Consider the following 25,198-nt stretch of genomic DNA (forward strand, 5'->3'; position numbering starts at 1 on the left):
CTTTTGCTCACATGATCGTCTCGACAACCGTATCCGCCGTCGGCAGCGGGTCCGGCAGAGCACTCCAGTCCGCTTCGTACTCCTCGTCCGTCAGCAGGCAGGCGTCCAGCCCGCGCTCGATGGCGGCCTGATCCATGCCAATCCCGATGAAGACCAGTTCGGTCAACCGGTCGCCATGCCGCGGGTCCCACGTGGCGGCCCAGTCAGGGTCTTCCGCCCGGAGCATCTGCTGTTCCGCTTCCGGCAGGGCGGCTGCCCAATACCCGACCGCGCCCACTTCGATCGACGGGCCCGCCTGGCTTACCGACATCGCCAGATCGTTTCGCGTCGCCAGCCAGAAAAAGCCCTTGGCCCGCACCACCTGTTCCGGCCACTGTTCCAGCCAGTTCGCAAAGCGCTCCGCGTGAAACGGGCGGCGGCGTCGGTAGACAAAGGAAGAGATGCCGTATTCGTCCGTCTCCGGCGTATGCTCCCCCTTCTGCAGTTCCTGCAGCCAGCCGGCCGATTGGCTCGCTTTTTCCAGGTCGAACAGGCCGGTGTGCAGGATCTCCCGGGGATTGACCCGGCCGCGGCTGGTCCGGATCAGCTTGGCGTGCGGCTGCAGTTTGCGCAGGACGGCTTCCAGCTTCTCCAGCTCCGCCTCCTCCACCAGGTCGCACTTGTTGAGGATCAGCACGTCGCAAAACTCGATCTGGTTGATCAACAGTTCCACGACGTCGCGCTGGTCGTCCTCGCCGGTCGCCTGGCCCCGTTCCAGCAGACTCTCCCCCGAGGAAAAGTCGTGCCAGAACCGGCAGGCGTCCACCACGGTCACCATCGTGTCCAGCCGGCACACGGCGGAAAGGTCGATCCCGTTTTCTTCGTCCACATATGTAAACGTCTGGGCGATCGGTACCGGCTCGCCGATGCCGGTGGATTCGATCAGGATATAGTCGTACTTGCCTTCCCGGGCGAGCCGCTCCACTTCCGTCAGCAAATCCTCCCGCAGCGTGCAGCAGATGCAGCCGTTGGACATCTCCACCACTTTATCCTCCACCCGGGAGACGCCGCCCCCTTGGGCAACCAGCGTTCCGTCCACGTTCACCTCGCTGAGGTCGTTGACGATGACGGCGACGCGCATACCCTCGCGATTGTTCAGCACGTGGTTGAGCAGCGTCGTCTTGCCCGCTCCCAGGTATCCGCTGAGGACCGTCACCGGTATTCGTTTGTCCGGCTTTCCTTGATCATCCATGCCTTGCAGCTCCCTTGTACGTTGATAAATCGTAATAAATACGATTTGACTTTTATCCTACCCCAAGGACGAACGGCTCGTCAAGATAAAACGTAATCATTCCGATTTCAAGGATGTGGGAATGTTTACCCGATACAATGAATAGACCCATACTCTATGTCCAGCGGAAGGAGCCTGCGGTAATGAAGTTGACTCAATCCCTCGCTGACCGGATTGTCAAACGCACAATGGAAGTGACCAACCTGAACATCAATGTCATGGATAAGGACGGCGTCATTATCAGTTCCAGCGATCCTGCACGCATCCAGAGCTTTCACCAGGCGGCCCGCCAGGTGATTGCCACCGGGGAGGAAATGCTCCTCGGCGAAGAAGATTGCCAAAAATGGACGGGAACGAAGCCCGGCATCAACATGCCCATCCGCTTTCAGCAGCAGATTGTCGGCGTGATCGGCATATCCGGCGCTCCGCAGGAAGTGGTTCCGTTCGGCAAAGCGGTCAAGATGATGACGGAAATGATGCTGCAGCAGGCGTATCTGACGGAGCAGATGGAACTGGCGGAGCGCTCGGTCAATTTTCTGGTGCAGGAGATGATTTCCGGAACGCTGGACCCTTCGCGCGACGTGGTGATGTCCCGCGGTGCCCTGCTCGGTCTGGATTTGTCCCGTCCCCGCTCGGTCGTGATCATCCAGGCGACCGGCGCGGAGGACTGGGAGGAATGGCATGCCGACCGCCGCTTCCCCCGCAAGGTTGCCGCCTGCTTCCGCCATTCCGATCAGGTCTGCGTCTCCGTGACAAAACGGAACTGCTGGATCGTCGTCACCGACTTGAGCGGCCTCCGCGGCAGGGAGCAGATCAAGCCGTATTTGCACGAAGCCGCCCACAAACTGCTGAACGCAGCCCCCGCCGGCCTCCGCGACCACCTTCTGATCGCAATGGGGCGCGGCTATGAAGACGTCTACGATCTGGAACTGTCGTTCAAGGAGGCCATGCAGACACTGCAGGTGCTGGAGCGCTTCCCCGACAAGGGGGCTATCGGCCATATTGACGACATGTCGCTGGAGCTGCTGCTTCTCGAAACACCCCCCGCCACCCGACAAGTGGTGGTCCGCGACATTCTCAAGGAACTCGTCAAGCACGACGAACTGCTGGAGACGCTGAACGCTCTGTTTTCCGCCGATCTCAACCTGACGGCGGCGGCTCAAGCGCTCAACATCCATCGCAACACGCTCCTGTACAGGCTGGACCGGATTGAGGAGATGCTGGGGCGCAATCCGCGCCGCTTTGCCGAGGCGGCCAAAATCAAGCTGGCGCTGGAACTGCACCGCCTCTCCCAAACTGGATAATCCTCACAGAAACCAGACAGGATTCGACACGCTTTTTTGGTGGTTTTGCAAAATGTAATCGCCATCCAAGTCTTGTATATTAATGGTAACGACAGAAGAACATGAGAGGAATGGCTATGAATACGCTTTCGTTTTTGCAGGATGGTTTTTTCGACGAAATTGTACAAATTTTGCATGAAGAGACCGGTCAGCACATCAACATCATGGGCGAGGGCGGTGTGATCCTCTCCTCCACCCGCCCGGAACGCATCGGCACCGTGCACGAGGCAGCCAAAAAGATCATGCTCGGATTGATTGACGAAGCCCTGGTGACGGAGGAGCAGGCACGGGAACTGGAGGGCGTACGTCCGGGCTCCAACCTGCCGATCGTGTACAACGGCCAGCGCATCGGCGTCATCGGCATGTCCGGCAACCCGGACGAGATGCTGCCGATCGTCCGTGTCGCCGTCCGTACCGTCGTTCTGTGGCTGAAAAACCGCGAACAGGTCATGGAACAGCAGCAGGCCTCCAAACAAGTGTACGAACAACTGCACAACATGGCGGCCACCATTCAACAGATTTCCGCCAGTTCCGAAGACTTTGCCGCAGCCAGCCGAAACGCCCTGCAGGTCGTGAAAAACGGCGAAGAACAAATCAAGCAGATCACGGACGCGCTCAAGATGATCAAGGAAATCGCCGACCACAGCAACCTGATCGGCTTAAACGCCGCCATCGAAGCGGCGCGGGCCGGCGAAGCGGGCAGAGGCTTTCAGGTCGTCGCCTCCGAGGTCCGCAAACTGGCGTCCGTCTGCCAAAACACCATCAAGCAGATTCAGGAGATTCTCCGCCAGGTGCACGTCACGTTCGGCAGCATCAGCGAACAGGCCAAAGCAAACGACGACAAGGCGCAGGAACAATCCACCGCGCTGCAGGCGCTGGTCAAATACGTGGACGACATTGAACAGATGATGGAAACCCTGGCCAAGGGAGGGGCAGCATGAAGATTGTCATCGCACCTGATTCGTTTAAAGGAAGCCTTACCGCCAAACAGGCGGGAGAAGCCATCGCGGCAGGCGTGCGCAGAGCGCTGCCGGACAGCGAAATCGTCGTCAAGCCGATGGCCGACGGTGGTGAAGGCACCCTCCAGTGCCTGGTGGACGCGACCGGCGGCAAGATTTTGCAGGCAGCCGTCAAAAATCCCCTCGGCCGGGAGATCACGGCGGAGTTCGGGATCCTGGGAGACGGGGAAACGTGCGTCATCGAGATGGCTGCCGCTTCGGGCCTCTACCTGATCGAGGCGGGCGAGCGCAATCCGCTCGTGACCACCACCTACGGGTTCGGCCAATTGATCAAGGCCGGATTGGACCTGGGCTGCCGCCGCTTTATTCTGGGGATCGGCGGAAGTGCTACCAATGACGGCGGGGCCGGCATGCTGCAGGCGCTCGGGTTCGCCCTGTTGGACGCGGCCGGCCAGCCGATTGCTTTTGGAGGAGGTGAGCTCGGAAAACTGGAGCGAATCGATGCGAGCAGTGCCGATCCGCGGCTGGCAGAGTGCCGGTTTACCATCGCCTGCGACGTGGACAACCCGTTTGTCGGACCGAACGGCGCTTCCCATGTGTTCGGCCCGCAAAAGGGGGCCACGCCCGAGATGGTCAAACTTTTGGACGACAATCTGCGCCATTTTGCCGATGTGATTGAACAGACCAGGGGCATCGCGATCCACGACCTGCCGGGGACCGGTGCGGCCGGCGGCGTAGCGGGCGCCCTCCTCGCCTTTTTGAACGGCGAGCTGAAGTCCGGCATCCAGATCGTCAGCGAAACCACCCGGCTGGCCGAAGCGATGGAAGGCGCCGATCTGGTGTTTACCGGCGAAGGGCAGGTCGACTACCAGACCGCTCAGGGCAAAACGCCCTGCGGGGTGGCAAGGCTGGCGCAGCAGCGCGGGATTCCCGTCGTCGTCCTGGCGGGCTCCATCGGCACCGGCATCGAAGCGCTGTACGAACACGGCGTCACTGCGGTGGCCAGCATCATCAACAAGCCGATGACGCTGGACCAGGCGATGGCGCACACCACCGGACTGCTGGAACAGGCGGCCGAACAACTCACGCGCATTTTCGCAAGCAAGGGAGGATTGTCATGAGTCCTGCAGTGATTCAGTTGGGGCCGATCATTTTGCTTCTGCTGCTGCTGTCGATTCTCTTCATCATCTACGCGACAGCCAAGTGGAAGCTCCACCCGTTCTTATCCATCATTTCCAGCACGTATCTATTTGCGTTGGCGACCAACCTTGTCGGCTCCCTCAGCGGTGTCGAGAAACCGATCATCGCCGACATCGGCAAAGAGATTGCCGGCGGATTCGGCGGCATCATCACCAGCATCGGTCTGGTCATCATCTTCGGAACGATGATCGGCAAAATCCTGGAAAACTCCGGCGCCGCCGTCAAAATGGCGGAAGTGGTGCTGCGCATCCTGGGCGACCGCCATCCCGCACTGGCCATGACGATCATCGGCTGGATCGTCTCCATCCCGGTCTTTTGCGATTCCGGCTACGTCATTTTGTCTTCCCTGAAAAAATCGCTGGCGAAAAAGACCGGCGTCAGCGTCGTCACCCTGGCAGTCGCTCTCTCCACCGGCCTGTACGCCACCCATACACTGGTGCCGCCGACGCCGGGTCCCATCGCCGCCGCGTCCAACGTCGGCATTGGACCGGACGGCCTGTTCTGGGTGATCGTCATCGGTCTCGTCGTTTCCATCCCGGTCGCGCTGGCCGGACACGTCTGGGCCCGCAAAGTGGCGGACAAGCTCCCGGTGGAACTGGATGAGGCGGTGGAAACCTTTGAGGAGTTCAAGGCCCGTTTCGGACAACTGCCGTCCGCCTTCGCCTCGTTTGCGCCGATCGTGGTCCCGATTATCCTGCTGGCCCTCGGTTCGTTCGCCAACTTCCCGGTAGGGGTCGATGCGCAGGGCAACAAGGAAGTGCTGATGACCGGCTTTGCCAACACGCTCTTCACCTTCCTGGGGACGCCCGTGAACGCGCTGTTTATCGGTTTGCTCTTCGCCATTTTCGGATTATTGCGGCAGCGTAATGAGGAAACGCTGACCAAGTGGATGAGCGAAGGCCTGCTGGACGCTGCCGTCATCATCATGATTACCGGTGCGGGCGGCTCGCTCGGCGCGGTCATCAAGGCCACCCCCATCGCCGATTACGTGAAGACGCTGATCGACGGCAATGTCGCCTTTGTCGGCGTGGGCGCGCTGATCATCACCTTCCTGATCGCTGCCGTCCTCAAAACGGCTCAGGGCAGCTCCACCGCTTCGTTGGTCATCACCTCAACGATCATGATGCCGCTCCTGCCGTCCCTCGGCCTGGATGCGATGCTGGGCACCGTTCCCATCGGACAGATGCTGACGGTCATGGCCATCGGCTGCGGCGCCATGGTGGTCAGCCACGTGAACGACTCCTATTTCTGGGTCGTCACCCAGTTCTCCAAAATGAGCCTGCCCACCGCCTACCGCGCCCAAACGCTGGCCACGCTGGTTCAAGGCTTGGTCGGCATCGTGGTGGTGTCCATCCTGGGATTCCTATTCCTGTAACCCTCGCCAAGACAAACATCCCTCTCTTCTCCGCTGCGAAGAGAGGGATGTTCGTTTGCGGGCACGCATCAGGGTGCGCCTGCTGTCATTTCTGTTTCGGCTTCGGCGTCACCTTGTGGAGGCCGACCGCTTCTCCGTGTCGGCCGATGACCGGCTGGTAGACGGCCGGGTTGTTCACCGTCTTCTGGTCGATCAGCGCCGCCGGGCGGTTGCCTTTCCACGTCATCAGGCTGTAGACCTTTCCGGTTTCCGTGGGCATGGTGATCAAAATGTCGTTTACGCTGTCCTGGTTATAGCGGCCGATGTGCAGTTTCGGCAGATAGGCCTGATCCCATTGGCCCACCGAGGCATACGTCTGCTGGTTGGTTTTTCCCTCGCGGACGACAAGGCGCAGATCGTCGGCCAGCAGGTTCATGGACGCGCCCATTTTGTGGCCCACCAGCAGCACATGGTCGCGCACCCCGTCCCCCGTCACGTCGGCGTACCTGGTGTCCAGCACAAAGGTGCTGTCTTTGTCCATGCTGAACCCGGTGTTGACGTCCACATCGGGGGACGGCATGTTGTCCCAATCGCCTTTGTCGATGGTAAGCCCGACGAGCTGGGGCTTTTGGTTGACCAGTGTCCAGACGCTGGTGGCCACGGCGATCCGGTCGTACCCGTCCACGCCCCACAAGGTCTGGCGGCCGAGGTACCGGATGCTCCCGTCCACTTCGTAGTACGGGACCAGTTGGACCAGCTTTTCGGCAAAGCCTTTGATCGGTTTGCGCAGCTTGCCGTTGGCCTGGTAGACGCCGTACTTCACGTATCCGTCCTTGTTGGGACTCACGTCAACGGTGGTGACCCCCTTGAAGTGGCTGCTGGTCACCTGTGCCCGAAATCCGTCTACAAATGTTATCTGGAACGTAATCGATTGCTGAGGCTGAATGCGCACCACGGTGGCAAACGCTTGCGGATTCACCGCCTTCGCATGGACCGGCTCCACATTCGGTCCCGCCGTCAAGAGAATCGCGCCGCCGCAGAGCACGGCCGATACGGTCTTGCACCACGCTTTCATCGTTTCTTCCTCCCTTTGTTTTCCCTGATCTCGTGTTTGCACATCCTGCAGTCTCAGGAAACAGGTTGCAGAACGGCCAGCCGTTCATTTCTATATTCTGTCAATACGCTGTGACTCTGTTTACATAAACGGTGGAACGTGCCAAATTGTTGCAAAACGGCTTTTCCCTTTTTTCGCCCTCGGCAGCGGATCGATGTCACCGGTTTGCAACCCTTTTTCCTTCCAGTCCGGCTACAATAGAGTCAGATTTTTGAGCACCACACAGAAAGGAACGGAACCACCATGAAAAAAACGTGGCTGTTGCCGGCCGCTCTCGCCGTTTTCACCAGCGGCTGCGGTCTGTACGACACTCCCAACGAATTGATGCGGGCACCGTTGGCCGATGCCAACCAGCAATCGATCAACCAGGCGGTCATGCAGTTTCTGCCGCCCGGCTCGCAGTTGACGGTGCCGCTTCACCCCGAAGAGGCCAGCGCGGTCAGCCTGCAGGATCTGACCGGAGACGGCACTCCCGAGGTGGTCGCGTTTTACAAAACGGAAAAAACCGATTACGAAATTGGCGTGCTAGTCCTCAGCCAAAAGGGGGGAAAGTGGAAGAAAACCGCGTCCTTCACCGGAATCGGCAGCGAATTGGACTACGTCCAGTTCGTCGACGTGACGGGCGACAGCGTCCCCGAGATGCTGATCGGCTGGGGCGGCGGCGAAGGATTGAACAAGGAACTGTCCGTCTACTCCTGGCAGCAGGAACAGATGCGTGAGCTGCTGAAGCAGCCGTACGCGGTCATGGCGGTCGGCGATCTCACCGGTGACAACCAGGTGGAGCTGGCGCTGGTCTCTCACGACCACAACGCGCTGACGTCCAAAGCAGAGGTGTACGGTTTGAAGGACGGACAGTTGGGCAAGCTGACCGAACTGCCCCTGGAGGGGGCCGTAAACGGGTACGAACAGGCGACGATTGGCAGGGCGACGCCCACCCAATCCGCGATCTTTGTCGAGGCAGGCATGGGGGCGCATTCCGGCATGACCGAGTTTTTGGTCTGGCAAAACGGCAAGCTGGTCCGTCCGCTGGCCAAGGCGAACGGTGACATCGACCTGACCTTTAAACCCTATGTCCTGCCCAGCGAAGACATCAACGACGACGGCATCGTCGAAATCGGCATCCACGCCCAGCCGCCGGGCACCGACGAGCTGCCCATGGCGGAAATCCCGTGGATCGCATCCTATTACCAGTGGGACGGAGCGGCCGGCCTGCGCCACGTCGAGGACCACTATCAGGCGTACGACATGGGCACGGATTTTCGCATTCCCGCCAAGTGGAACGACAAGTACACCATTGAGGAAGACCGCGACCCCGCCTCTCCCTCCGTCCGCCTGCTCTATTACGGCCAGGGGGGCAAAGAAAAGGCGACGCTGCTCACCCTGCAGGCTGTCCCGCAGAAGGATTGGACGAAGGTCGAAGCTTCCCTGAAGGAGAAGCAGACGCCCTATATCGTGCTGACGGAGCAGGGAAAACAGGTGGTGGTGGCGATCCAGCCGCAGGAAGCCAACGGGTTGAGCGGCGGCGCCCTGCGTGAGTACAATGCCATGCTGCTGACGGCGGACGAAATCCGCCAGTTGTTCCGTCCGCTGAAAATGCCGGTGTGACCGATCATCTTACCGCAGGAGCAAGGAGAAGAGACGATGAAAGTGTTGTTGCTGGAAGACGAAAAGTCGATTCGCGACTTTGTCCGCATTAACCTGAAGCGGGAAGGCTGCGAGGTGGTGGAAGCGGCCAGCGGGGAGGAAGCGCTGGACATCGCCGAAAGCCAGCCGGACATCGAGATCGCGATCCTCGACGTGATGCTGCCGGGGATCGACGGTTTTGCGGTATGCGGACGCCTGCGCCAGAAGTTCCCCCGGCTCGGCATCATCATGCTGACGGCCAAGAGCCAGGAACGGGACAAGGTGATGGGCCTGGAGTTTGGGGCGGACGATTACGTGGTGAAACCGTTCAGTCCGGCGGAGCTGCTGGCGCGCGTCAAGGCGCTGCACCGCCGGCTCTCCTCCCTCCCCGCTCCCGACGAGGCAAAACGCCTCATCGACATCCATCCGTTCACGCTGCTCTTGGACGAGCGGAAGCTCTTGAAAGGCAGGCAGGAGATCGTGCTGACCCCGAAAGAATTTGCCATTATCAAGCTGCTTGCGGAAAACGCGAACAAGGCGATCAGCCGCGACGACATTCTGACCGAGGTCTGGGGCCAGTTTTTCGTCGGCGACCTGAAGGTGGTCGACGTGAACATTCGCCGCATCCGCCAAAAGATAGAAGAAGACCCCGCCCACCCCAAATACGTGGAAACGGTTTGGGGCTACGGTTATTTATGGCGAAAGGAAACGGACGATGAGAGGGATTAGGGCCAGACTGATCATCCACTTCGGCTTGATCCTGCTGTTGATCGTGCTGGTGTTGGAAGGGTTGTTCTACTGGGCGGTGCATACCTATTACTTCGGCACCGCCACCGAGACGCTGGTCACGCGGGCCACCACGTTCACCACCTTTATCAACAAGTACGCGGGCACGTACCGGCTGAAAGACAAGGCCCGCTACATTCTGGAGAACGTCTCGAACGAGGAATACGCCAAGGTGGAAGTACTGGACACCGGGGGAAAAGTGCTGCTCAACTCCTACGGGTTTCAAACCGCCGAAGTGATTGACACGCCCGATGTGAAAGAAGCCTTGAAAAACACGACGGGCATCTACGTCGGCAAGTCGCCGCAGACGCCGGAGCGGGTCATCGCCGTCTCCAACCGGCTTGCCTACCTAGGCGAGACGGTCGGCGTTCTGCGCTACACCATCTCCGCCGAACCGCTGTACGCAGCCGTCTACCGGATTGCGATGTACGGCGCGGGCGTCGGCGCCGTCGTCGTGCTGTTTGCCTTTGGCTTGAGCCTGGTGATCGCCAAGCGCATGGTCGACCCGATACTGGAGCTGACCAGAGCGGCCACACAGATGGCGACGGGCAATTTCTCCGTCCGGGCGGCCAAGCGCTACGACGACGAGGTGGGCACGCTGGCGGAGACGTTCAACTACATGGCCGAGGAGATCGGCAAGAACGAAAAACTGAAAAACGACTTCATCTCCTCCGTCTCCCACGAACTGCGGACGCCGCTCACCTCGATCAAGGGCTGGGGAGAGACGCTCCTTTCCGGCGGGCTGAACGATCCGGAAGAGACAAGGCTCGGCCTGGAAGTGATCGCCAAGGAAACGGATCGGCTGATCGGCCTGGTGGAAGAACTGCTGGATTTCTCGAAGTTTCAGTCCGGCGAGATGAAGCTGTCGCGGGAGCGGCTGGATCTGCGCGACGTGCTGGAAGACGTCCGGGTGCAGTTCGCCGTCCGCTCGCACGACAAGGGCGTGGCGCTTCAGGTTGTCGTGCCGGATGCTCCCCTGCCGGTCGCAGGTGACGCCAACCGGCTGAAGCAGGTCTTTGTCAATTTGCTGGACAACGCCTTCAAGTTTACCCCCAGGGGCGGGGCGATCACCGTAACGGCGGAGGAGACCGGGGGATGGGCGGCCGTCGCCGTAGCGGACACAGGCGAAGGCATCGATCCGGCAGACCTGCCGCACATCACGCAAAAGTTTTTCAAGGGGCGGTCCAAACAGGCCGGCAGCGGCTTGGGCCTCGCCATCTGCCGGGAGATCGTCCAGCTCCACGGCGGCCGTTTCCGCGCCGTCAGCAGGCTCGGCAGCGGAACCACGGTATCGGTCGAACTGCCGCTGGCAAAGGAATGACGGCAAACTCTTGGGGTGACCATCACGAAAACAGGAGACGTCCGGCAAAAAGCCGACAGCCCGTCCGTTTGGAGCGGGCTGCCGGCTTTGTTCATTTTCGCCAGGTTTCGTTAGAAGCTGTTTTCGATCACCAGTTGGTCCAGGCCAAAGCGGGCGGTCGGGTATGCGGGCACACTGGCCTTGCCCACCGTAATCATCATCACCGGGACGTAGCGCGGCGGGATGTTGAGCGCCTGGATGAGCGCGTCCCTGTCAAAGCCGCCCATCGGGCAGGTGTCGTAGCCTTTTGCCTTGGCGGCCAGCATCAACTGCATGGACGCGAGCGAAGCGTTGCGGATGGCCTCGTCGCGGGCAAATTGCGGATTGTTGCGATACGCCCCTTCGATTTGGCCGATCAGCGTTTCCCGCACCTGTTCGGTGACGTACCCCTTGGCCAGCGCTTCGTCATACACCGGACGAGCCGATTTGTCGGCCTCCAGATCGCCGAGTACAATAATAGTGGCGAAGGCGTCCACCACCTGCTGCTGGCCGTAGGCGATCGGCAGAAGCTGCTCTTTTTTGGCCCTGTCCGTCACCACGATGAAACGCCAGTGCTGCAGGTTCCAAGAAGACGGCGCAGTCGCAGCCAAGCGCAGGATTTCGTTTAGTTCCTCGCGCGGAATCTCTGCGTTGGGATCGTATTTGCGCACGCTGTGGCGCGCTTCCATGACCTGTTCGGCCGTCAGTTTTACGTCTGCTTGCATACGGGAAGCCTCCTTTTTCTCTCATGTGCGAACACTCTTACATTATAATAGTTGGTTACGTTTCGCAACAGTGCAGTATGCCGGGACACCGGCTTCGCTCCTTTCCCAGTGTTCGAAACCCGGTCCGATTTCATTCCCCGGGCCGGCCCATTTTCGTTGACAGGAGGAATTGATCATGTCGTTTGCCAACAAAATTGTCGTCGTCACCGGAGCCGGGCGGGGGATCGGCTTTGCCGTCGCCTCCCTGTACGCCGCCCACGGCGCCCACGTCGTTGTCGCCGAACAAAACCGGGAAGCGGGAGAAGCGGCCGTTCGAGCCATCGCCGCCGCGGGCGGAACCGCGGTTTTCCACCCGGTCGACGTCAGCGTCCCGGCCGAGATCGAGGATCTGATGCGCATGGTTCAGTCCCGCTGGAACAGGCTGGACATTCTCGTGAACAACGCCGGCATCTCGCAGTGGGCCTCGCCGTACGAGCTTTCGGTCGAGGAGTGGGACCGCATTCTGAACACGAATCTGCGCAGCGTCTTCCTCTGCTCCCGGGAAGCGGCCAAGCTGATGCGCCAATCCGGGGGCGGCTCGATCATCAACATCGCCTCCACGCGGGCGCACATGTCCGAACCGCACTCGGAGGCATACGCCGCCTCCAAAGGGGGCATTCTCGCCCTGACGCACGCCCTGGCGGTTTCCTTGGGACCGGACGGCATCCGCGTCAACGCCATCTCGCCCGGCTGGATCGAGACGGGCGATTATGCCGCGCTGCGGCCGGAGGACCACCACCAGCACCCGGCCGGACGCGTCGGCAAACCGGAAGACATCGCCCGCGCCTGCCTGTTTTTGACCGGTGACGGCAGCGATTTCGTCACAGGTGCGGAGCTGGTGATCGACGGCGGCATGACGCGGAAGATGATTTACGTTCCCTAAGCCGCACCGCCGCCCGCGAAAGGCTCGTCGGGCAAAAAAAGGGACGGTTCCGAGCAGATCATGCTGCGTGGAACCGTCCCTTTTCCGTATTGCCCATGTTCCGTTGCTACCAGGTGCGGATCGGCGGCGAGCCGGGCGGATGGTGGTGAAGCTGCTCCATGATCGGGTAGCCGTACGCCATCACGATCAGGAAGGCCAGCACGCCCACCCAGACCGGCCAGCGCTCCAGAATGCGCGGTGTCTGTTGTTCCGTCTCCGTTTCCGCAATCGGATACTCCGTTTTTCCTTTGGGCGCAAAGAACGCCAGATAACCGAGAATCAGCAGCAGCAGAACCGCCGCCGTAAACAGCAGGCCCCCGCCAAAGGCCATGACGCGCTGAAAATCCATCCAGCCGAGCGCGACCGGGTGATCCATGTAGGTGGTGTAGGCGGTGCGCCGGGGCGTCCCCTGCAGGCCCAGGTAGTGCATCGCAAACGACATCAGGAACATGCCGACTGCCCAGAAGACCGTCTGCACCATTCCCATGCGGTTGGCCGTACGGGTGAGCGTGCGTCCCGTCAGCGACGGAATCAGCCAGTAGCTGACGCCGAAGAAGGTGAGCGCGACCGCCGTTCCCACGGTGATGTGGAAGTGGCCGGTTACCCAGACGGTGTTGTGGACGACGGCGTTCATCTGGTTGCTGGCGTTGATAATCCCTCCGGCGCCGGCCGGAATGAAGAACAGCATGCCCACAAAGGGCGCGAAGAAGCGAACGTCCGACCACGGCATTTTTTTCAGCCAGCCAAACAGCCCTGTTCCGCCTTTTTTCCGTCCGGTCGTTTCAAACGTGGCAAACATGGAGAACGCGGTCATCAGCGACGGAATCACGACGATCAGCGTCAGGATGACGTGGATCATCTTCCAGCCCGGCGAAATGCCCGGCTCCATCAGTTGGTGGTGGAAGCCGACGGGGATGGAGAACAGCAGCAGGCAGATGAACGCGAGCCGGGCCAGCGAGTCGCTGAACACGTGGCCGCCGATGACCCGCGGCACGCAGACGTACCAGGCAATGTAAGCCGGCATCAGCCAGAAGTAGACCAGCGGGTGGCCGAAGAACCAGAACAGGGTCCGGCTGAGCATGATGTTGATTGTCGAGGTCCAGCCGAACGACCAGGGAATCAGTTGGAACAGCACCTCCACCGCCACGGGCAGCGTCGCGATGATCCACAGCACGAAGGTCGTGACCGACATGAACACGAACAGGGGCGACATGCTTCCGCCGTTTTCCCGTTTCCATCTGCGATAGCGGCTGAAGATCGCGAATCCGCCCAGCCAGCTCCCGACCACCAGCAGGGCCGTCCCGATGTAAAAGTACGGCGATGCCTTCAGCGGCGCGTAAAAGGTGTAGAGAACGGACGCGTCGTTGGTGATGATCGTCACGAGCGCCATGACCGTTCCGACCGTCATCAGCACCCAGCCGGCCCAGCCCCATCTCAAGGCGGCGGCGTGCAGGGCCCCGCCGGTGGTACGCGCTACCCCCGAAAGCAGAAAGCCGATGATGAAGTACGTGGTAAAGATGAGTGCCATCAACACGCCGTGCGCGGTCAGAATCTGATAGTAGTTGGTCCAGCTCGGCAGCTCGATGAGGCCGCCGCGCACCATCCCCTGCAGCATTCCGGCCAGCGCCGCCAGTCCAAACGCGGCATACGCCACCCAGATGTACGCCAGACTGAGGCGGGCCGTCGAGCGGTCTACCGGCGTCTGACTGAATGAAGCGATTTTCATGTTCCGTCACCTGCCTTTACTTCACCGTGATTGTGGTCGCCATGACCTGATGGCCGGCGCCGCAGTATTCGTTGCACAGAATCAGGTATTCGCCCGGTTTGTCAAAGGTGTACGACGCGGAGTTGATGTGTCCCGGCATCACCATGAAGTTGACGTTGGTCCCGGGAATCTGGAAACCGTGCACCACGTCCGGGCTGGTGACGTGGAAGTTGACCGTGGCGCCCAGCGGCACCTCCATGTTGCCCGGCGCAAACCCGAAGGCAAACGCCGTCATGTACGCGTCGTATTCATTCTCTCCCACCTTTTTCAGCCCCGGTTTGTCAAACGGAGGCGTTTTGGTCACCTGGGCCGGATCGATCATGTCCATGCTGCTCGGCGGAGCCATCCCCATGGCGAACGCGTTGACGCACAAGAGCGCGATAAACAGCGCCAACCCTCCCGCTCCCAGCATGAGCCAGATTTTCTCGTAACGGTGCAGATGCATCGTATCCTCTCCCTCCTGCCTTTCGCCTTGCTACGCCCGATTCAAAAACAGGCCAAATACGCCAAACCAACTGAGGAGAATGAACGCCCCCACCAACAGCACGGCGGCAAACGTGCCCTTCAGGTTTTCCTGCTCCGGCTGCGTCTGCTTGGCCTGGTGCTGCGATTCCGTACGCGTCTCCACGGCTCGCTCCTCCTTTCCCATGCCGTACCGGCTGCTTTTTACGCTTTCATTCTATCCCCCGGTATGGGGGAAGTAAGTCAGGGAAAACCCCTAAAATGATCCAGGAACCTCCCGATTTTCCCCGATTTTTGTCACATTTTGGCCAAAAAGAAAGACGGCTGATTATCGCCGTCTGTGCCGTTCTCCTATTCAAAATCGAGCCATCCTTTTTTGATCGCGTAGCGGACCAGATCCGGCCGGGTGCGGAGATGGAGCTTTTCCATGATGTGCGCCTTGTGCGACTCGACCGTCTTGACCGAAACGGTGAGCTGTTCCGCGATCTCCTTGTTGCTGAATCCCTTGGCGATCAGGATGAGCACTTCCTTTTCCCGATCCGTCAGTATCTCGTATTTGTTCTGCTCCTCGCCGTTTTTCACCATCTGCAAAAATTCCTCGATCAAGGACTTGGTCGCGGACGGGTAGAGGTAGGCCATGCCCTGGTGCACGGTCCGGATGGCGGCGATCAGGTCCAGGTCGGGCGCGCTTTTCAAAATGTAGCCGGACGCCCCCGCCTGCAGCACGCGAAACAGGTACTCCTCGTCGTCGTGCATGGTCAAGACCAGCACCTGGATGTCGGGAGCCGCTTCTTTCAACCGGGCGGTGGCCGACAGGCCGTTTTCCCCCGGCGGCATGCTCAGGTCCATCAGGACGACGTCGGGCCGTATCTCCAGCGCTTTTTCAACCGCTTCTTTTCCGTCGGCGGCGTAGCCGACCACTTCGATGTCCGCGTGGGCGTTGAGCAGCATGCCCAACCCGGAGCGGACAATGGCGTGGTCGTCAGCGATCAGGACGCGAATGGCCATCTTCCGTTTCCTCCTTTGAGAGCGGTATGCGCACGATCACCGTCGTCCCCTCGCCGGGGGCCGAGCGGATGTCGACCGTTCCTCCCAGCAGTTGGGCCCGCTCCTTCATGCCGAACAGCCCCAGCCCGGTGCCCTTGGTCTGCGCCCGTTCCACGTCAAATCCGATCCCGTCATCCACAACCGTCACCACCAGCTCTTTGTCCCGGTCCTCAAACACGATCCCCAGCTTGGCCGCCTGGGCGTATTTGGCCGCATTGGTCATCGCCTCCTGCACGATCCGGTAGAGGGCGGTCTCCACCGCGGCGGGATAGCGGCGGCGCTCCCCCTGCACGTGCAGGTCGATCAAGAGGCCGAAGCTCTTTTCAAACCGCTTGATCAGCGAGCGGAGGGCGGGCAGCAGTCCCAAATCGTCCAGGGCGGACGGGCGAAGCTCCAGCGCCATGCGCTTTACTTCCTCCATCGCCTTGGCCGTCATCTGCTGAATGTCGGTCACGTGCTGCCGCAGCGGTTCGCTCAGCGTGCTCTGGCCGACGACGTTGAGACCGACGAGGATGCTGTACAGCGCCTGTCCCACACCGTCGTGCAGCTCGCGGGAGATGCGCTTGCGCTCCTCCTCCTGGGCCTGGATGACGTAATTCGTCAGCTTGTGCTGATACCGCTCCTTTTCAGCCCGCTGCTGGTCCGACATGTCCCGCAGGATCAGCACCAGCTTGCCGCCGTCTCTCTCCGGCAGCCGGGCCGAGCTGGCGGCCACGGGGTAGTCCCGCCCGTCCTTTGTTTTCAGCCGCATCTCAAACGAGGGCATCTGTTCCTGCTTGAAAAAGCAATCGGCACAGGTCGCTTCCTCCCGGCAGGTGGCCATGCCCAGGCAAAGCTCGCAAATGTGCCGCTTCCCGATCAGTTCTTCGGTTGCCCAGCCGGACATCTTCTCCAGCGCGGGGTTGGCCGTCACGATCACGCCCTCTTTGTCCACCACCAGAATCGCGTCGCTGACGTTGGCAAAGACGGACGAAAGCAGGGTGAAGGCTTCCTCCGACGAGCCCAGTTCTTCCATCCACGCGTTCATGCGCTCCTCCTCAAGACAAACATCCTTACCGTTATTGTAGAACGCGGACGGGGGAAAGTGTATCGGGGAATTCCCCTACCTCCCTGCTCTTCTCCCTCAAAGGAGCACTTTCCCGCAGGGCGATCTGCCTGTTCATGGCCGGCGGCCGGCCTGTCCACCGTGGCGGTCTCGTTCGGCCTGCAGCTGGGTGACGTAGAACACGTAATCGCCGCCTTCGTACTTTTTCCCCGTTCCAATCGTGAGGAACGCCTCGTCGGAGATCGGCAGCAGCAGATGCTGTTCCCGCTGCTCGGTGCTGTTGGGAAACACCTTTTCCCATACCGTTTCACCGTCTTCGCCCAGCTTGGCGGCGTATCCGTCCGAGCTGGCGTCGTTCATGTTGAGCTCTTCGTACTTCACGCAGCCGCTGACGAGCAGGTTACCGTCGTCCGTCACCTGGATATCGTTGAGTGCGCTGGTCTCGGTCCCCTCCGCAAACCTCTTCTCCCACACGTTTTTGCCGTCTTTGTCCACCTTGAGCAGATACCCCAGACCGGAGCCGGCCCGGTAGTCGCTGATCGTCCGGTCCGTCCCGGCGATGACCAGACCGCCGTCCGGCGTTTCCGCAAAGGCGCGGGGAACGGTGTCCCGGCCGGTCTCATGCCTGCGTTCCCAGACGGTTTCTCCGGACTTGTCCACTTTCACGAGGAAGAGATCCCGGTTGAGGCGGTACGAAGCGTCTTCCTGACCGACCGCCCCGAGCAGCACGATGCCGCCGTCTACGGTCTGGCGCACCGCAGTGACCGCATCATACTCCGCTCCTTCAAACGTCGTCTCCCATTCCGGATTCCCGTCCGGTTCCAGCTTGGCGAGATACAGCTCGGTGCTGCGGTCCGGCCGATTGAGCATCGCAGCCAGCACATAGCCGCCGTCGTCAGCCTGCAGGAGGCGGGTGTCCAGGCCGACGTTCTTGCGGAAGGTTTTCGCCCACACGATTTCGCCGTCGTCGTTCACCTTGATCAGGCGGAGGTTCCCCTCCGGTCCATTCGACCTGGTTGGCCCGGCCAAGAGAAAGCCGCCGTCTTTCGTATGAATAAAGTGGGACAGACGGCCCAATTCCTCGTCGGTCACCGTCTGTGCCACCTTCAGCGTTCCCGAATGCTCCACCCGGACGATTTCGTGCGCACGGTCGTCAGCCGCTTGGCGCGAGAAGAATATCCCGCCATCCGGGCCGCGCTGCACGTTTCCGTAAAAGTCGCCGTACGTGTACGGATGGGTTTTTTCCCACTTCACCACCGGTCCTTCGTTCGCTTCGCCGGCCGACGCCTGACCGCTCCACGCCAGCGGACCCGCGCCAACCAGGGCAAGCGCCAGCAGGCTCGTCCATTTCCACGCCCGGCCCACCTGTCTGCCTTGCCGTACCAGTCCCATTCGATTCACTCTCCATCACCGAACATTCCCCTTATTTTTACATCATTTCCAAGATGGTGTGAATGTGTGAAAGGTAATGTTTTCCCTGGTCTTTTCGGTGGAGTTTTTTTCGGCCCTGCCCGGCAAACAAAAAGAGACGGGGCGGCCTTCGCCGCACCGTCTCTGCTGCACACTCCGCTTCGGCGGAGATGTTCCTCGGGACAACCTCCCTATTCGCTCGGTTCCACCACGATTTTTTCCGCCGCGCCGATCGGCGGGAGGCTTTTTGTCAGCATGGGGCTGTAGAACGCGTATACCCGCGACCCCTGTTTCAGGTCTTTGGGCGAGAGCAGCGTGTTGCCGTCGGTGCTGACGATTTCGGTCTGGTCGGTGACCCTCAGCACGACGGTGTCAAATGCGTGTTCCGAAAGCCGCTCTCCCTTCAGCTCGACGCGCAGCGTGCCGTCGGAATCGGCCGTGACGCTTTGCAGTTCGCCCGCCGTACCCAGCACGCGATCCGGCAGGCTGTTTTTGACCACGATGCGCTTCGCCGCCGTCTGCGGCGGGAGGCTCATTGTCATCACTTCGGCATGGGTGGCCTCCACCTCCATGCCCAGCTTCAAGTCCTCCGGTTTTAGCACCTTGCCGTCCTCCGTCACAATCTCGGTGTCAGCCGAGACGTACAGCACCACGCCGCGCCAAATCCCGTTCACGTGGATGGACACGTTCCCGTTGTCGCTGCGCACCCCGGTGATCGTCCCCGCTTTTTTCAGGGGATCGTCCGCCGCTGCACCGCCTACGGTTACGTCATCGCCCGAGACGGCTACCGGCGTTTTCATGATGTCCCGCACAAAGGCGATGGGCACGTAGGTACTTCCGTTCAACAGGCGCGGTTTCGCCCCCAGTTTCTTCATCACATTGGCATCGGGATAGCCGTCTTCGCCTGCCTTGGCATAGCTCCAGATCGTCCCTTTTTGGATTTCCGCCACGTTTCGCGATTCGTTCCACGTCACCGCAAAGCCCAGCGATTCCGCCACCGGGCGAAGCGGGACGAGCACGGTTTGCTGCTGGTGATCAAACATCGCCTGCTGCTGAATCGCCTTGCCGTTTACCTGGACGGACAGTGCGCGGACCGGTTCCGGTGCCGCCGCTGCGCCCGCTCCGTTTGCCGTCAGGACGGCCACGGTCAAAAACGTCATGGTCAGGGTTTGGATCTTGTTCATGTCTCCCATCCTTCTGATGATGTGGTGTTGTCTTTCCTGTTTATGGGACGACGGCATCCGCCAAACGTTTCACGGCTGGGTGACGTTGGGGGCGTTTCGCGGCAGCGGAACGTCCGGTTTGCCGGCGGGATTGTTGTAGAGGTAATCCGGCACCTTGCCGACAATCAGCGCTTCCGTAATCGGGATTTGCGTGGTCACGGTCCGCTGCTCCGTGGCAAACGGGATGACGATCCGTAGGTCCACCTCCACCCAAATGTAGACGGTGACCAGCACCATGTTGATCCCCGCCTGTTTCAGCCCGGTCTCCAGCCGGGTTTTGACCGATCCGACCGGCACGAACGAAACGGGGATCTCCGGGCCGTAGTGCTCCAAAAAAACGTTTTTCGTGGCCAGCCCCAGCGGCACCGTCACCACGACGTTTTCTTCCTCAAATTCTTTCAGCCGGGTTTGAATCCGGGAGGTGGTCTCCCCCACAATCCGCGCATACTGCTTGAAGTTGAAATTGACGGCCATGATGTTGCCGTCCTGGTCCTTTTCCAGAACGACAATGTCGTTGAAATCGACCCCTTGCTGTGTCAGCCGCTTGGTGACCGCATCGCTTATGGCCAGCTTCGCCATCTGATCCGTTTTTTGCGCGGCAATCAGCATCAGGGTCGGCTCAATCCGCCGCTCGACGATCACAAACAGCGCCAGCAGTCCGGCCATCACGGCCAAAAGCAGCGCGAGCAGACGCCGGCCCCGCCGGCGCCAACCGCCTCTCCTGTAGCCCCACACGTCGTTCTCTCCCGCTATCCGACATGCTCCTCAGGAACGGACCGCCCTCATCGACGACCGCTCTGCCGTGCCCCGCGGCCGTCCGCTCCGCAGCGCCCCGCCAATGCCCGCGACAAACGTCGGCACCCCTGCGGCCACGAGGATCAGCGCCCAATCGCGGAAGGACAGGTCCGTGGTTTTAAAGACCGGCTGGAGCGCATCGATGTAGACCACGCCCAACACCAGCAGCACGGATGAGAGGACCGCCCAGACGAGGTACTTGTTTTCAAAGATGTTGCGGTGAAACACGCTGTATTGGCTGCGGCAGTCAAACACGTGAATCAGTTGGGCCATCACCAGGGTGACGAACGCGACCGTCTGCGCGTGCGCCAGATCGTTGGCGTTTTCCCGGAGCGTCAGCCAGAAGGACAGCAGCGTCATCCCCCCGATCAGGAAACCGCGGCTGATGATCTTCCACCCGAGTCCCCGGCCGAAAATGTTCTCCTGCTTGTGGCGCGGCCGCTGGTACATCGTGTCCGCTTCCGGCGGATCGACGCCCAGCGCCATGGCCGGCAGACCGTCCGTGACGAGGTTGACCCACAATATCTGAATCGGCACCAGCGGCAGGGGCAGTCCGAGCAGCATGGCAAAGAACATGACGAGGATCTCCCCGACGTTGGAGGCCAGCAGATAGCGGATAAATTTACGGATGTTGTCGTAGATATTGCGCCCTTCCTCCACGGCGGCGACGATGGTGGCAAAATTGTCGTCTCTTAGCACCAGATCGGCCGCTTCCTTGGTCACATCCGTGCCGGTGAGGCCCATGGCGATGCCGATGTCGGCCGTTTTGACGGCCGGCGCGTCGTTTACCCCGTCCCCGGTCATCGCGACGACGTGGCCTTTGCTCTGCAGGGCGCGGACGATCCGCAGCTTGTGCTCCGGCGAGACGCGCGCGTACACGGCGACCCGTTCCACGATCTCGGCCAGCTCCTCGTCGCTCATGCCGTCCAGTTCGCGCCCTTCCATCACCTGGCCGTACCCGCGCATGAGACCGATCTGCCGGGCGATCGCTTCCGCCGTCACCTTGTGGTCGCCGGTGATCATCACCGTCTTGATTCCAGCCTGATGGCACAGGTCGATGGCCGGCTTCACCTCTTCGCGCGGCGGGTCGATCATGCCCGCCAGCCCGACAAAGACGAGCCCGCTCTCCAACGCCCCCGACGGATGGCCGGGCCGGTACCCCTGCAGTGTTTTGTAGGCGAAGGCCAGCACGCGCAGCGCCTGCGACGCCATCTCTTCCGTCTGGTTCAGCACCTGATGGCGGAGCGACGCGCTCAGCGGCTGCACCTCTCCGTTCCAGAGGATGTGGCTGCAGCGGGCCAGCACCGCTTCCGCCGCTCCCTTGGTCAAAAGCGAGTATCCGCCGTCCGCGCCTTTTTCCACCACCGACATCATTTTGCGCTCGGAGTCAAACGGCAGTTCCTCCACACGCGTCTCCTGCTGTCCGCCTTTCACGCGCTCCGCGCCGCCTCCCTGCCCTTTGGCGGCCAGCACCTTGAGCGCTCCCTCCGTGGGATCCCCCACGACCTGCCACCGGCGCACCGTTTTGCCGATGCCGAGCAGTTTGCGCGCGGTCTCTTCCTCGCAGGACAGCCGGGCGTTGTTGCAGCGCTCGGCGATGCGCAGGATTTGGGACAGCCCCCCGTCGCGGGCAGGAGACACCTGACGCCCCCCCAGGAGAAACGCTCCCTCCGGTTCGTAGCCGCTGCCTGTCACCTCGTAGGCCGTATTGCTGTGCCACACCCGGGTGACGGTCATTTTATTCTGCGTCAGCGTCCCGGTTTTGTCGGAGCAGATGACGGAGGCGCAGCCCAGCGTTTCCACCGACGGCAGCTTGCGGACGATGGCATTGCGCCTGATCATCCGCTGTACGCCCAACGCCAGCGCGATCGTGACGATGGCCGGCAGTCCTTCGGGAATCGCCGCGACCGCCAGGCTGACCCCGGCGAGAAACATGGTAAACAGTTCGTGCCCGTGCCATACGCCTGCGCCGATGACGACCAACGTCAACAGAACGGCGACGACCACGAGGATTTTTCCCATTTGTTCCAGGCGGTGCTGCAGCGGGGTCGCCATCTCCTCCGCCGCATTCATCAGATGGGCGATCTTGCCGATTTCCGTTCCCATCCCGGTGGAGACGACCAGTCCCCGTCCGGTCCCTCCCGTCACCATCGTGCCCATGAACGCCAGGTTTTTCTGGTCGCCCAGCGGAATGTTCTCCCCGCCCGCCGGGGACAGCGTTTTCGCCGTCTTGCCGGCCGGCACCGATTCCCCGGTCAGCGCGGACTCTTCGATCTCCAGTCGGCTGGCGGCAAACAGACGCATGTCTGCCGGCACGCGATCCCCCGCCTCCAGCATCACCAGGTCGCCCGGAACCAGCCGGGACGCGGGAATCATGTGCACCTGGCCGTCGCGCACCACCCGCGCCATCGGGGAGGCCAGCTCTTTGAGCGCCTGCAGCGAGCGCTCCGCCTTGGCTTCCTGGATGAAGCCCAGCACCCCGTTGATGAAGATGATGGCGATGATCGTGATGGCGTCGAGGTACTCGCCCAGCGCGTACGAAATCAGCGTGGCGACGAACAGGATCAGCACCATGAAGTCTTTGAACTGGTCGATCAGGACGGTGAACAGCGGCTTTCGCTTGGTTTCCGCCAACTGGTTGGGGCCAAAGCGGGACAGCCGCCGCTCCGCCTCCTCCTGCGACAGCCCGCGGTCCGCGTCGCTGTCGAGCACATCTGCCACGTCCGCTGACGCCAGCATGTACCACTTTTGATTCGGCTGTGTGTCCACCTGAATCTCCTCCATCCCCTTCGCTTTCATCTCATATGTATGCTGACGAGCCTCAAAATAACCCACTCGTCCATCGTCGGCCTGATCGCGCCCCGCAGGCGGATGTTCTGACGGCAGGCGCCCCGCCTCGGCCGGTCCCCGAATTCCGACCCCGTTTTCGCCGAAAAAAAATCCCCGTCCTCCGCTTGCGAAGGACGGGGCGTATCTCCCCGGACTACGTGATGCTCTTGGCCAGTCCGATACAAATCAAAAGGATCGGCGGCAGCCAGGTCAGGCGGGACAGCCAGCGGGATTGACCAGCGCGGCGGCCCAGGGCGATGCCCAAGGCGAGCAGCGCGGCGCTCATGACGGCGATGCACAGGGCGACCGACAGCGGCGGATAGCCGAAAAACGTCAGGCTGATGCCAGCGCCAAAGGCGTCCAGCGACAGCGCCAGTCCCAGCATGACCGCCTCCCAGCCCATGATGTGGCCGGAGCGGTCTGCGTCCGCCCGGGACGGATCCCGCAGGATCTGGACGATCAGCCCAAACGCGCGAAACTGGGAAACCAGCGCCTCTCCGGCTTCCTCCGGGCGATGGCCGTCTTCGTCCCGACCGCCGCTGTCGGCACGTGGAGAAAACAGCCGCCACAGCGTGAACAGCCCCAGCCCCACCAACACGGCCGCCCCCACCCGTTTGCCCCACTCCGGAGACAGCCAGAACGTGAGGGTGGAACCGACCGCCATCACCGCGTAGACCACGGAAAACGAGCAGCCTGCCACGACGGCAAGCGAGAGAAACGGCATCCGCATGTTCCTGAGCCCGTACGTCAACCCGACGCTGACGCTGTCCATGCTGATCGCCAGGGAGACGAGAAGGAGCGAAAACCAGCCGCTCAATGGAGTCACCTCTTTTCCCGTTGCCTTCTAGATATACGCCGAAGGCTTATCCATTGTGCGCGGCTCCGCCCTGTTCCCCCTTCCGATTCCGCACGACCGGTCACCGTTTCGCCAGGTACTTGCGGATGTCAACGGCGACGGCGGCCACGATGATCAATCCCTTGATGATCAACTGCCAGTACGGATTGACGCCGATGAAGGTGAGGCCGTAGTTGATCACCCCGAAGATGAGCACCCCGGCCAGAATGCCCGGCACGGTCCCGATGCCGCCCGACGTGGAGACGCCCCCGACGACGCAGGCGGCAATCGCGTCCAGCTCGTACATGTTGCCGTAGTTGTTGGTGGCCCCGCCGGTTCTCGCCGCTTCCAGCACCCCTGCCAGACCGTACAGCGCCCCGGCGATGGCGTAGATGACGATCAGGTTCAGCCCCACGTTGATCCCCGATACGGCGGCCGCCTGCATGTTGCCGCCGATCGCGTACATGTTTTTGCCCAGCCGGGTCTTGTTGAAAATCACCCACACCACGACGGACACGACGATCGCGATAATGACGATGTAGGGAATCGAGTAGGGGCCGCCGGGACCGATGTACCCGGTGCCCAGATGGCTGAAATCCTGCCGCAGGCCGCCAATCGGCTGCGATTCGTTCGGCTCCATGTCAAAGTAGATGGAGTTTGCCCCATAGACGATGACCATGGTGCCCAAGGTGGCGATAAACGGCGGGACGCTGAACTTGGCGACGATCACCCCGTTGATTAGCCCCACGATAAGACCCGCCAAAATGGCCAGGAGCACAGGCACCAGCAGCGGCAGATCAGGCAGATCCGGAAAGAAGCGGCGCGGATAATCCTGCATTTGCAGCATGGAGGCCGACAGCACCGCCGTCAGTCCCACCACGCGGCCCGCCGAGAGATCGACGCCCCCCGTGATCAGCACGAACGCCGCGCCAAGGGCGATGATCGCCCGGGTGGAGGACTGCAGCAAAATGTCGCGAATGGTGGTCACCGATAAAAATTGGCTGTCGTAGATGGCAATCCCCACGATTAGCGCCACCAGCACGATGTAGATGGCGTTTTGCGCGCAAAATTCACGTATGGATGTCGCATTCAGGTTTCTCATGGTTTCTCCTC

The 25,198-nt window shown here is 61.2% G+C and carries 22 protein-coding genes; 8 read left to right on the top strand and 14 right to left on the bottom strand.

The window, feature by feature from the left end; genetic code table 11:
• Positions 1 to 7 precede the first annotated feature (7 nt).
• Positions 8 to 1,231 carry a GTP-binding protein gene (locus FOI68_RS18100; RefSeq protein ID WP_143863953.1) on the bottom strand — a complete coding sequence of 408 codons (1,224 nt, stop codon included), beginning with the start codon at positions 1,229 to 1,231 and terminating at the stop codon, positions 8 to 10.
• A 182-nt stretch (positions 1,232 to 1,413) separates the two neighbouring features.
• On the opposite strand from FOI68_RS18100, the gene FOI68_RS18105 reads away from it, so the two are divergent.
• From FOI68_RS18105 to FOI68_RS18120, 4 genes are all read left to right on the top strand, one after another.
• On the top strand, positions 1,414 to 2,574 hold the full coding sequence (locus FOI68_RS18105; protein ID WP_185973979.1) for a CdaR family transcriptional regulator: 1,161 nt from the start codon (positions 1,414 to 1,416) through the stop codon (positions 2,572 to 2,574).
• Between the two features lie 116 nt (positions 2,575 to 2,690).
• A complete protein-coding gene (locus FOI68_RS24190; RefSeq protein WP_051188331.1) occupies positions 2,691 to 3,554 on the top strand; it encodes a sugar diacid recognition domain-containing protein in 864 nt (287 codons plus the stop codon).
• On the top strand, positions 3,551 to 4,693 hold the full coding sequence (locus FOI68_RS18115) for a glycerate kinase (protein ID WP_035299183.1): 1,143 nt from the start codon (positions 3,551 to 3,553) through the stop codon (positions 4,691 to 4,693). The genes FOI68_RS24190 and FOI68_RS18115 overlap by 4 nt, the downstream gene beginning before the upstream one ends.
• 26 nt (positions 4,694 to 4,719) lie before the next feature.
• On the top strand, positions 4,720 to 6,147 hold the full coding sequence (locus FOI68_RS18120; RefSeq protein ID WP_221935128.1) for a GntP family permease: 1,428 nt from the start codon (positions 4,720 to 4,722) through the stop codon (positions 6,145 to 6,147).
• Between the two features lie 85 nt (positions 6,148 to 6,232).
• Here the strand turns inward: FOI68_RS18120 and FOI68_RS18125 are convergent, their stop codons facing one another.
• Positions 6,233 to 7,201, bottom strand: a complete 969-nt coding sequence (locus FOI68_RS18125) for a hypothetical protein (protein WP_143863956.1) — start codon at positions 7,199 to 7,201, stop codon at positions 6,233 to 6,235.
• A 282-nt stretch (positions 7,202 to 7,483) separates the two neighbouring features.
• Here FOI68_RS18125 and FOI68_RS18130 point away from each other — a divergent pair, with 282 nt between their 5' ends.
• Genes FOI68_RS18130 through FOI68_RS18140 form a run of 3 tightly spaced genes read left to right on the top strand, consistent with a single transcriptional unit; the run spans position 7,484 to position 10,970 of the window.
• A complete protein-coding gene (locus FOI68_RS18130) occupies positions 7,484 to 8,845 on the top strand; it encodes a VCBS repeat-containing protein (RefSeq protein ID WP_143863957.1) in 1,362 nt (453 codons plus the stop codon).
• Positions 8,846 to 8,881: 36 nt separating this feature from the next.
• Positions 8,882 to 9,592: a response regulator transcription factor gene (locus tag FOI68_RS18135; RefSeq protein WP_044900029.1), complete on the top strand. Its 711-nt coding sequence runs from the start codon at positions 8,882 to 8,884 to the stop codon at positions 9,590 to 9,592.
• Positions 9,579 to 10,970: a sensor histidine kinase gene (locus FOI68_RS18140; protein ID WP_143863958.1), complete on the top strand. Its 1,392-nt coding sequence runs from the start codon at positions 9,579 to 9,581 to the stop codon at positions 10,968 to 10,970. Before FOI68_RS18135 ends, FOI68_RS18140 begins: the two co-directional genes overlap by 14 nt.
• Positions 10,971 to 11,080: 110 nt before the next feature.
• Here the strand turns inward: FOI68_RS18140 and FOI68_RS18145 are convergent, their stop codons facing one another.
• Positions 11,081 to 11,713 carry a nitroreductase family protein gene (locus FOI68_RS18145; protein ID WP_035299176.1) on the bottom strand — a complete coding sequence of 211 codons (633 nt, stop codon included), beginning with the start codon at positions 11,711 to 11,713 and terminating at the stop codon, positions 11,081 to 11,083.
• A gap of 175 nt (positions 11,714 to 11,888) precedes the next feature.
• Between FOI68_RS18145 and FOI68_RS18150 the strand changes: the two genes are divergently transcribed.
• Positions 11,889 to 12,635: an SDR family NAD(P)-dependent oxidoreductase gene (locus FOI68_RS18150; RefSeq protein WP_029100918.1), complete on the top strand. Its 747-nt coding sequence runs from the start codon at positions 11,889 to 11,891 to the stop codon at positions 12,633 to 12,635.
• A 106-nt stretch (positions 12,636 to 12,741) separates the two neighbouring features.
• Here the strand turns inward: FOI68_RS18150 and FOI68_RS18155 are convergent, their stop codons facing one another.
• The 11 genes from FOI68_RS18155 to mglC form a co-directional block, all read right to left on the bottom strand.
• Complete coding sequence (locus FOI68_RS18155; RefSeq protein WP_143863959.1) at positions 12,742 to 14,400, bottom strand: b(o/a)3-type cytochrome-c oxidase subunit 1; 1,659 nt, start codon at positions 14,398 to 14,400, stop codon at positions 12,742 to 12,744.
• Positions 14,401 to 14,416: 16 nt separating this feature from the next.
• Positions 14,417 to 14,884 (bottom strand): cytochrome c oxidase subunit II, encoded by a 468-nt coding sequence (locus FOI68_RS18160; protein WP_029100916.1) that lies wholly within the window; start codon positions 14,882 to 14,884, stop codon positions 14,417 to 14,419.
• A gap of 30 nt (positions 14,885 to 14,914) precedes the next feature.
• On the bottom strand, positions 14,915 to 15,067 hold the full coding sequence (locus FOI68_RS18165; protein WP_029100915.1) for a cytochrome c oxidase subunit 2A: 153 nt from the start codon (positions 15,065 to 15,067) through the stop codon (positions 14,915 to 14,917).
• A gap of 185 nt (positions 15,068 to 15,252) precedes the next feature.
• Positions 15,253 to 15,909, bottom strand: a complete 657-nt coding sequence (locus FOI68_RS18170) for a response regulator (RefSeq protein WP_065068299.1) — start codon at positions 15,907 to 15,909, stop codon at positions 15,253 to 15,255.
• Positions 15,884 to 16,975, bottom strand: a complete 1,092-nt coding sequence (locus FOI68_RS18175) for a PAS domain-containing sensor histidine kinase (RefSeq protein WP_044900034.1) — start codon at positions 16,973 to 16,975, stop codon at positions 15,884 to 15,886. Before FOI68_RS18175 ends, FOI68_RS18170 begins: the two co-directional genes overlap by 26 nt.
• 132 nt (positions 16,976 to 17,107) lie before the next feature.
• Positions 17,108 to 18,385 (bottom strand): outer membrane protein assembly factor BamB family protein, encoded by a 1,278-nt coding sequence (locus FOI68_RS18180; protein WP_143863960.1) that lies wholly within the window; start codon positions 18,383 to 18,385, stop codon positions 17,108 to 17,110.
• A gap of 209 nt (positions 18,386 to 18,594) precedes the next feature.
• Positions 18,595 to 19,587: a copper amine oxidase N-terminal domain-containing protein gene (locus tag FOI68_RS18185; RefSeq protein WP_143863961.1), complete on the bottom strand. Its 993-nt coding sequence runs from the start codon at positions 19,585 to 19,587 to the stop codon at positions 18,595 to 18,597.
• Between the two features lie 69 nt (positions 19,588 to 19,656).
• Positions 19,657 to 20,361, bottom strand: a complete 705-nt coding sequence (gene yunB / locus FOI68_RS18190) for a sporulation protein YunB (RefSeq protein WP_029100910.1) — start codon at positions 20,359 to 20,361, stop codon at positions 19,657 to 19,659.
• 30 nt (positions 20,362 to 20,391) lie between these two features.
• Positions 20,392 to 23,190 (bottom strand): calcium-translocating P-type ATPase, SERCA-type, encoded by a 2,799-nt coding sequence (locus FOI68_RS18195; protein WP_035299256.1) that lies wholly within the window; start codon positions 23,188 to 23,190, stop codon positions 20,392 to 20,394.
• Positions 23,191 to 23,404: 214 nt separating this feature from the next.
• Complete coding sequence (gene ytaF / locus FOI68_RS18200; protein WP_035299169.1) at positions 23,405 to 24,067, bottom strand: sporulation membrane protein YtaF; 663 nt, start codon at positions 24,065 to 24,067, stop codon at positions 23,405 to 23,407.
• 100 nt (positions 24,068 to 24,167) lie between these two features.
• Positions 24,168 to 25,187, bottom strand: coding sequence for a galactose/methyl galactoside ABC transporter permease MglC (gene mglC / locus FOI68_RS18205; protein WP_044900037.1), 1,020 nt, complete (start codon positions 25,185 to 25,187; stop codon positions 24,168 to 24,170).
• Between the last annotated feature and the right edge of the window lie 11 nt (positions 25,188 to 25,198).

The sequence above is a fragment of the Brevibacillus sp. LEMMJ03 genome (genome assembly GCF_007197875.1).
Classification (GTDB): domain Bacteria; phylum Bacillota; class Bacilli; order Brevibacillales; family Brevibacillaceae; genus Brevibacillus; species Brevibacillus thermoruber.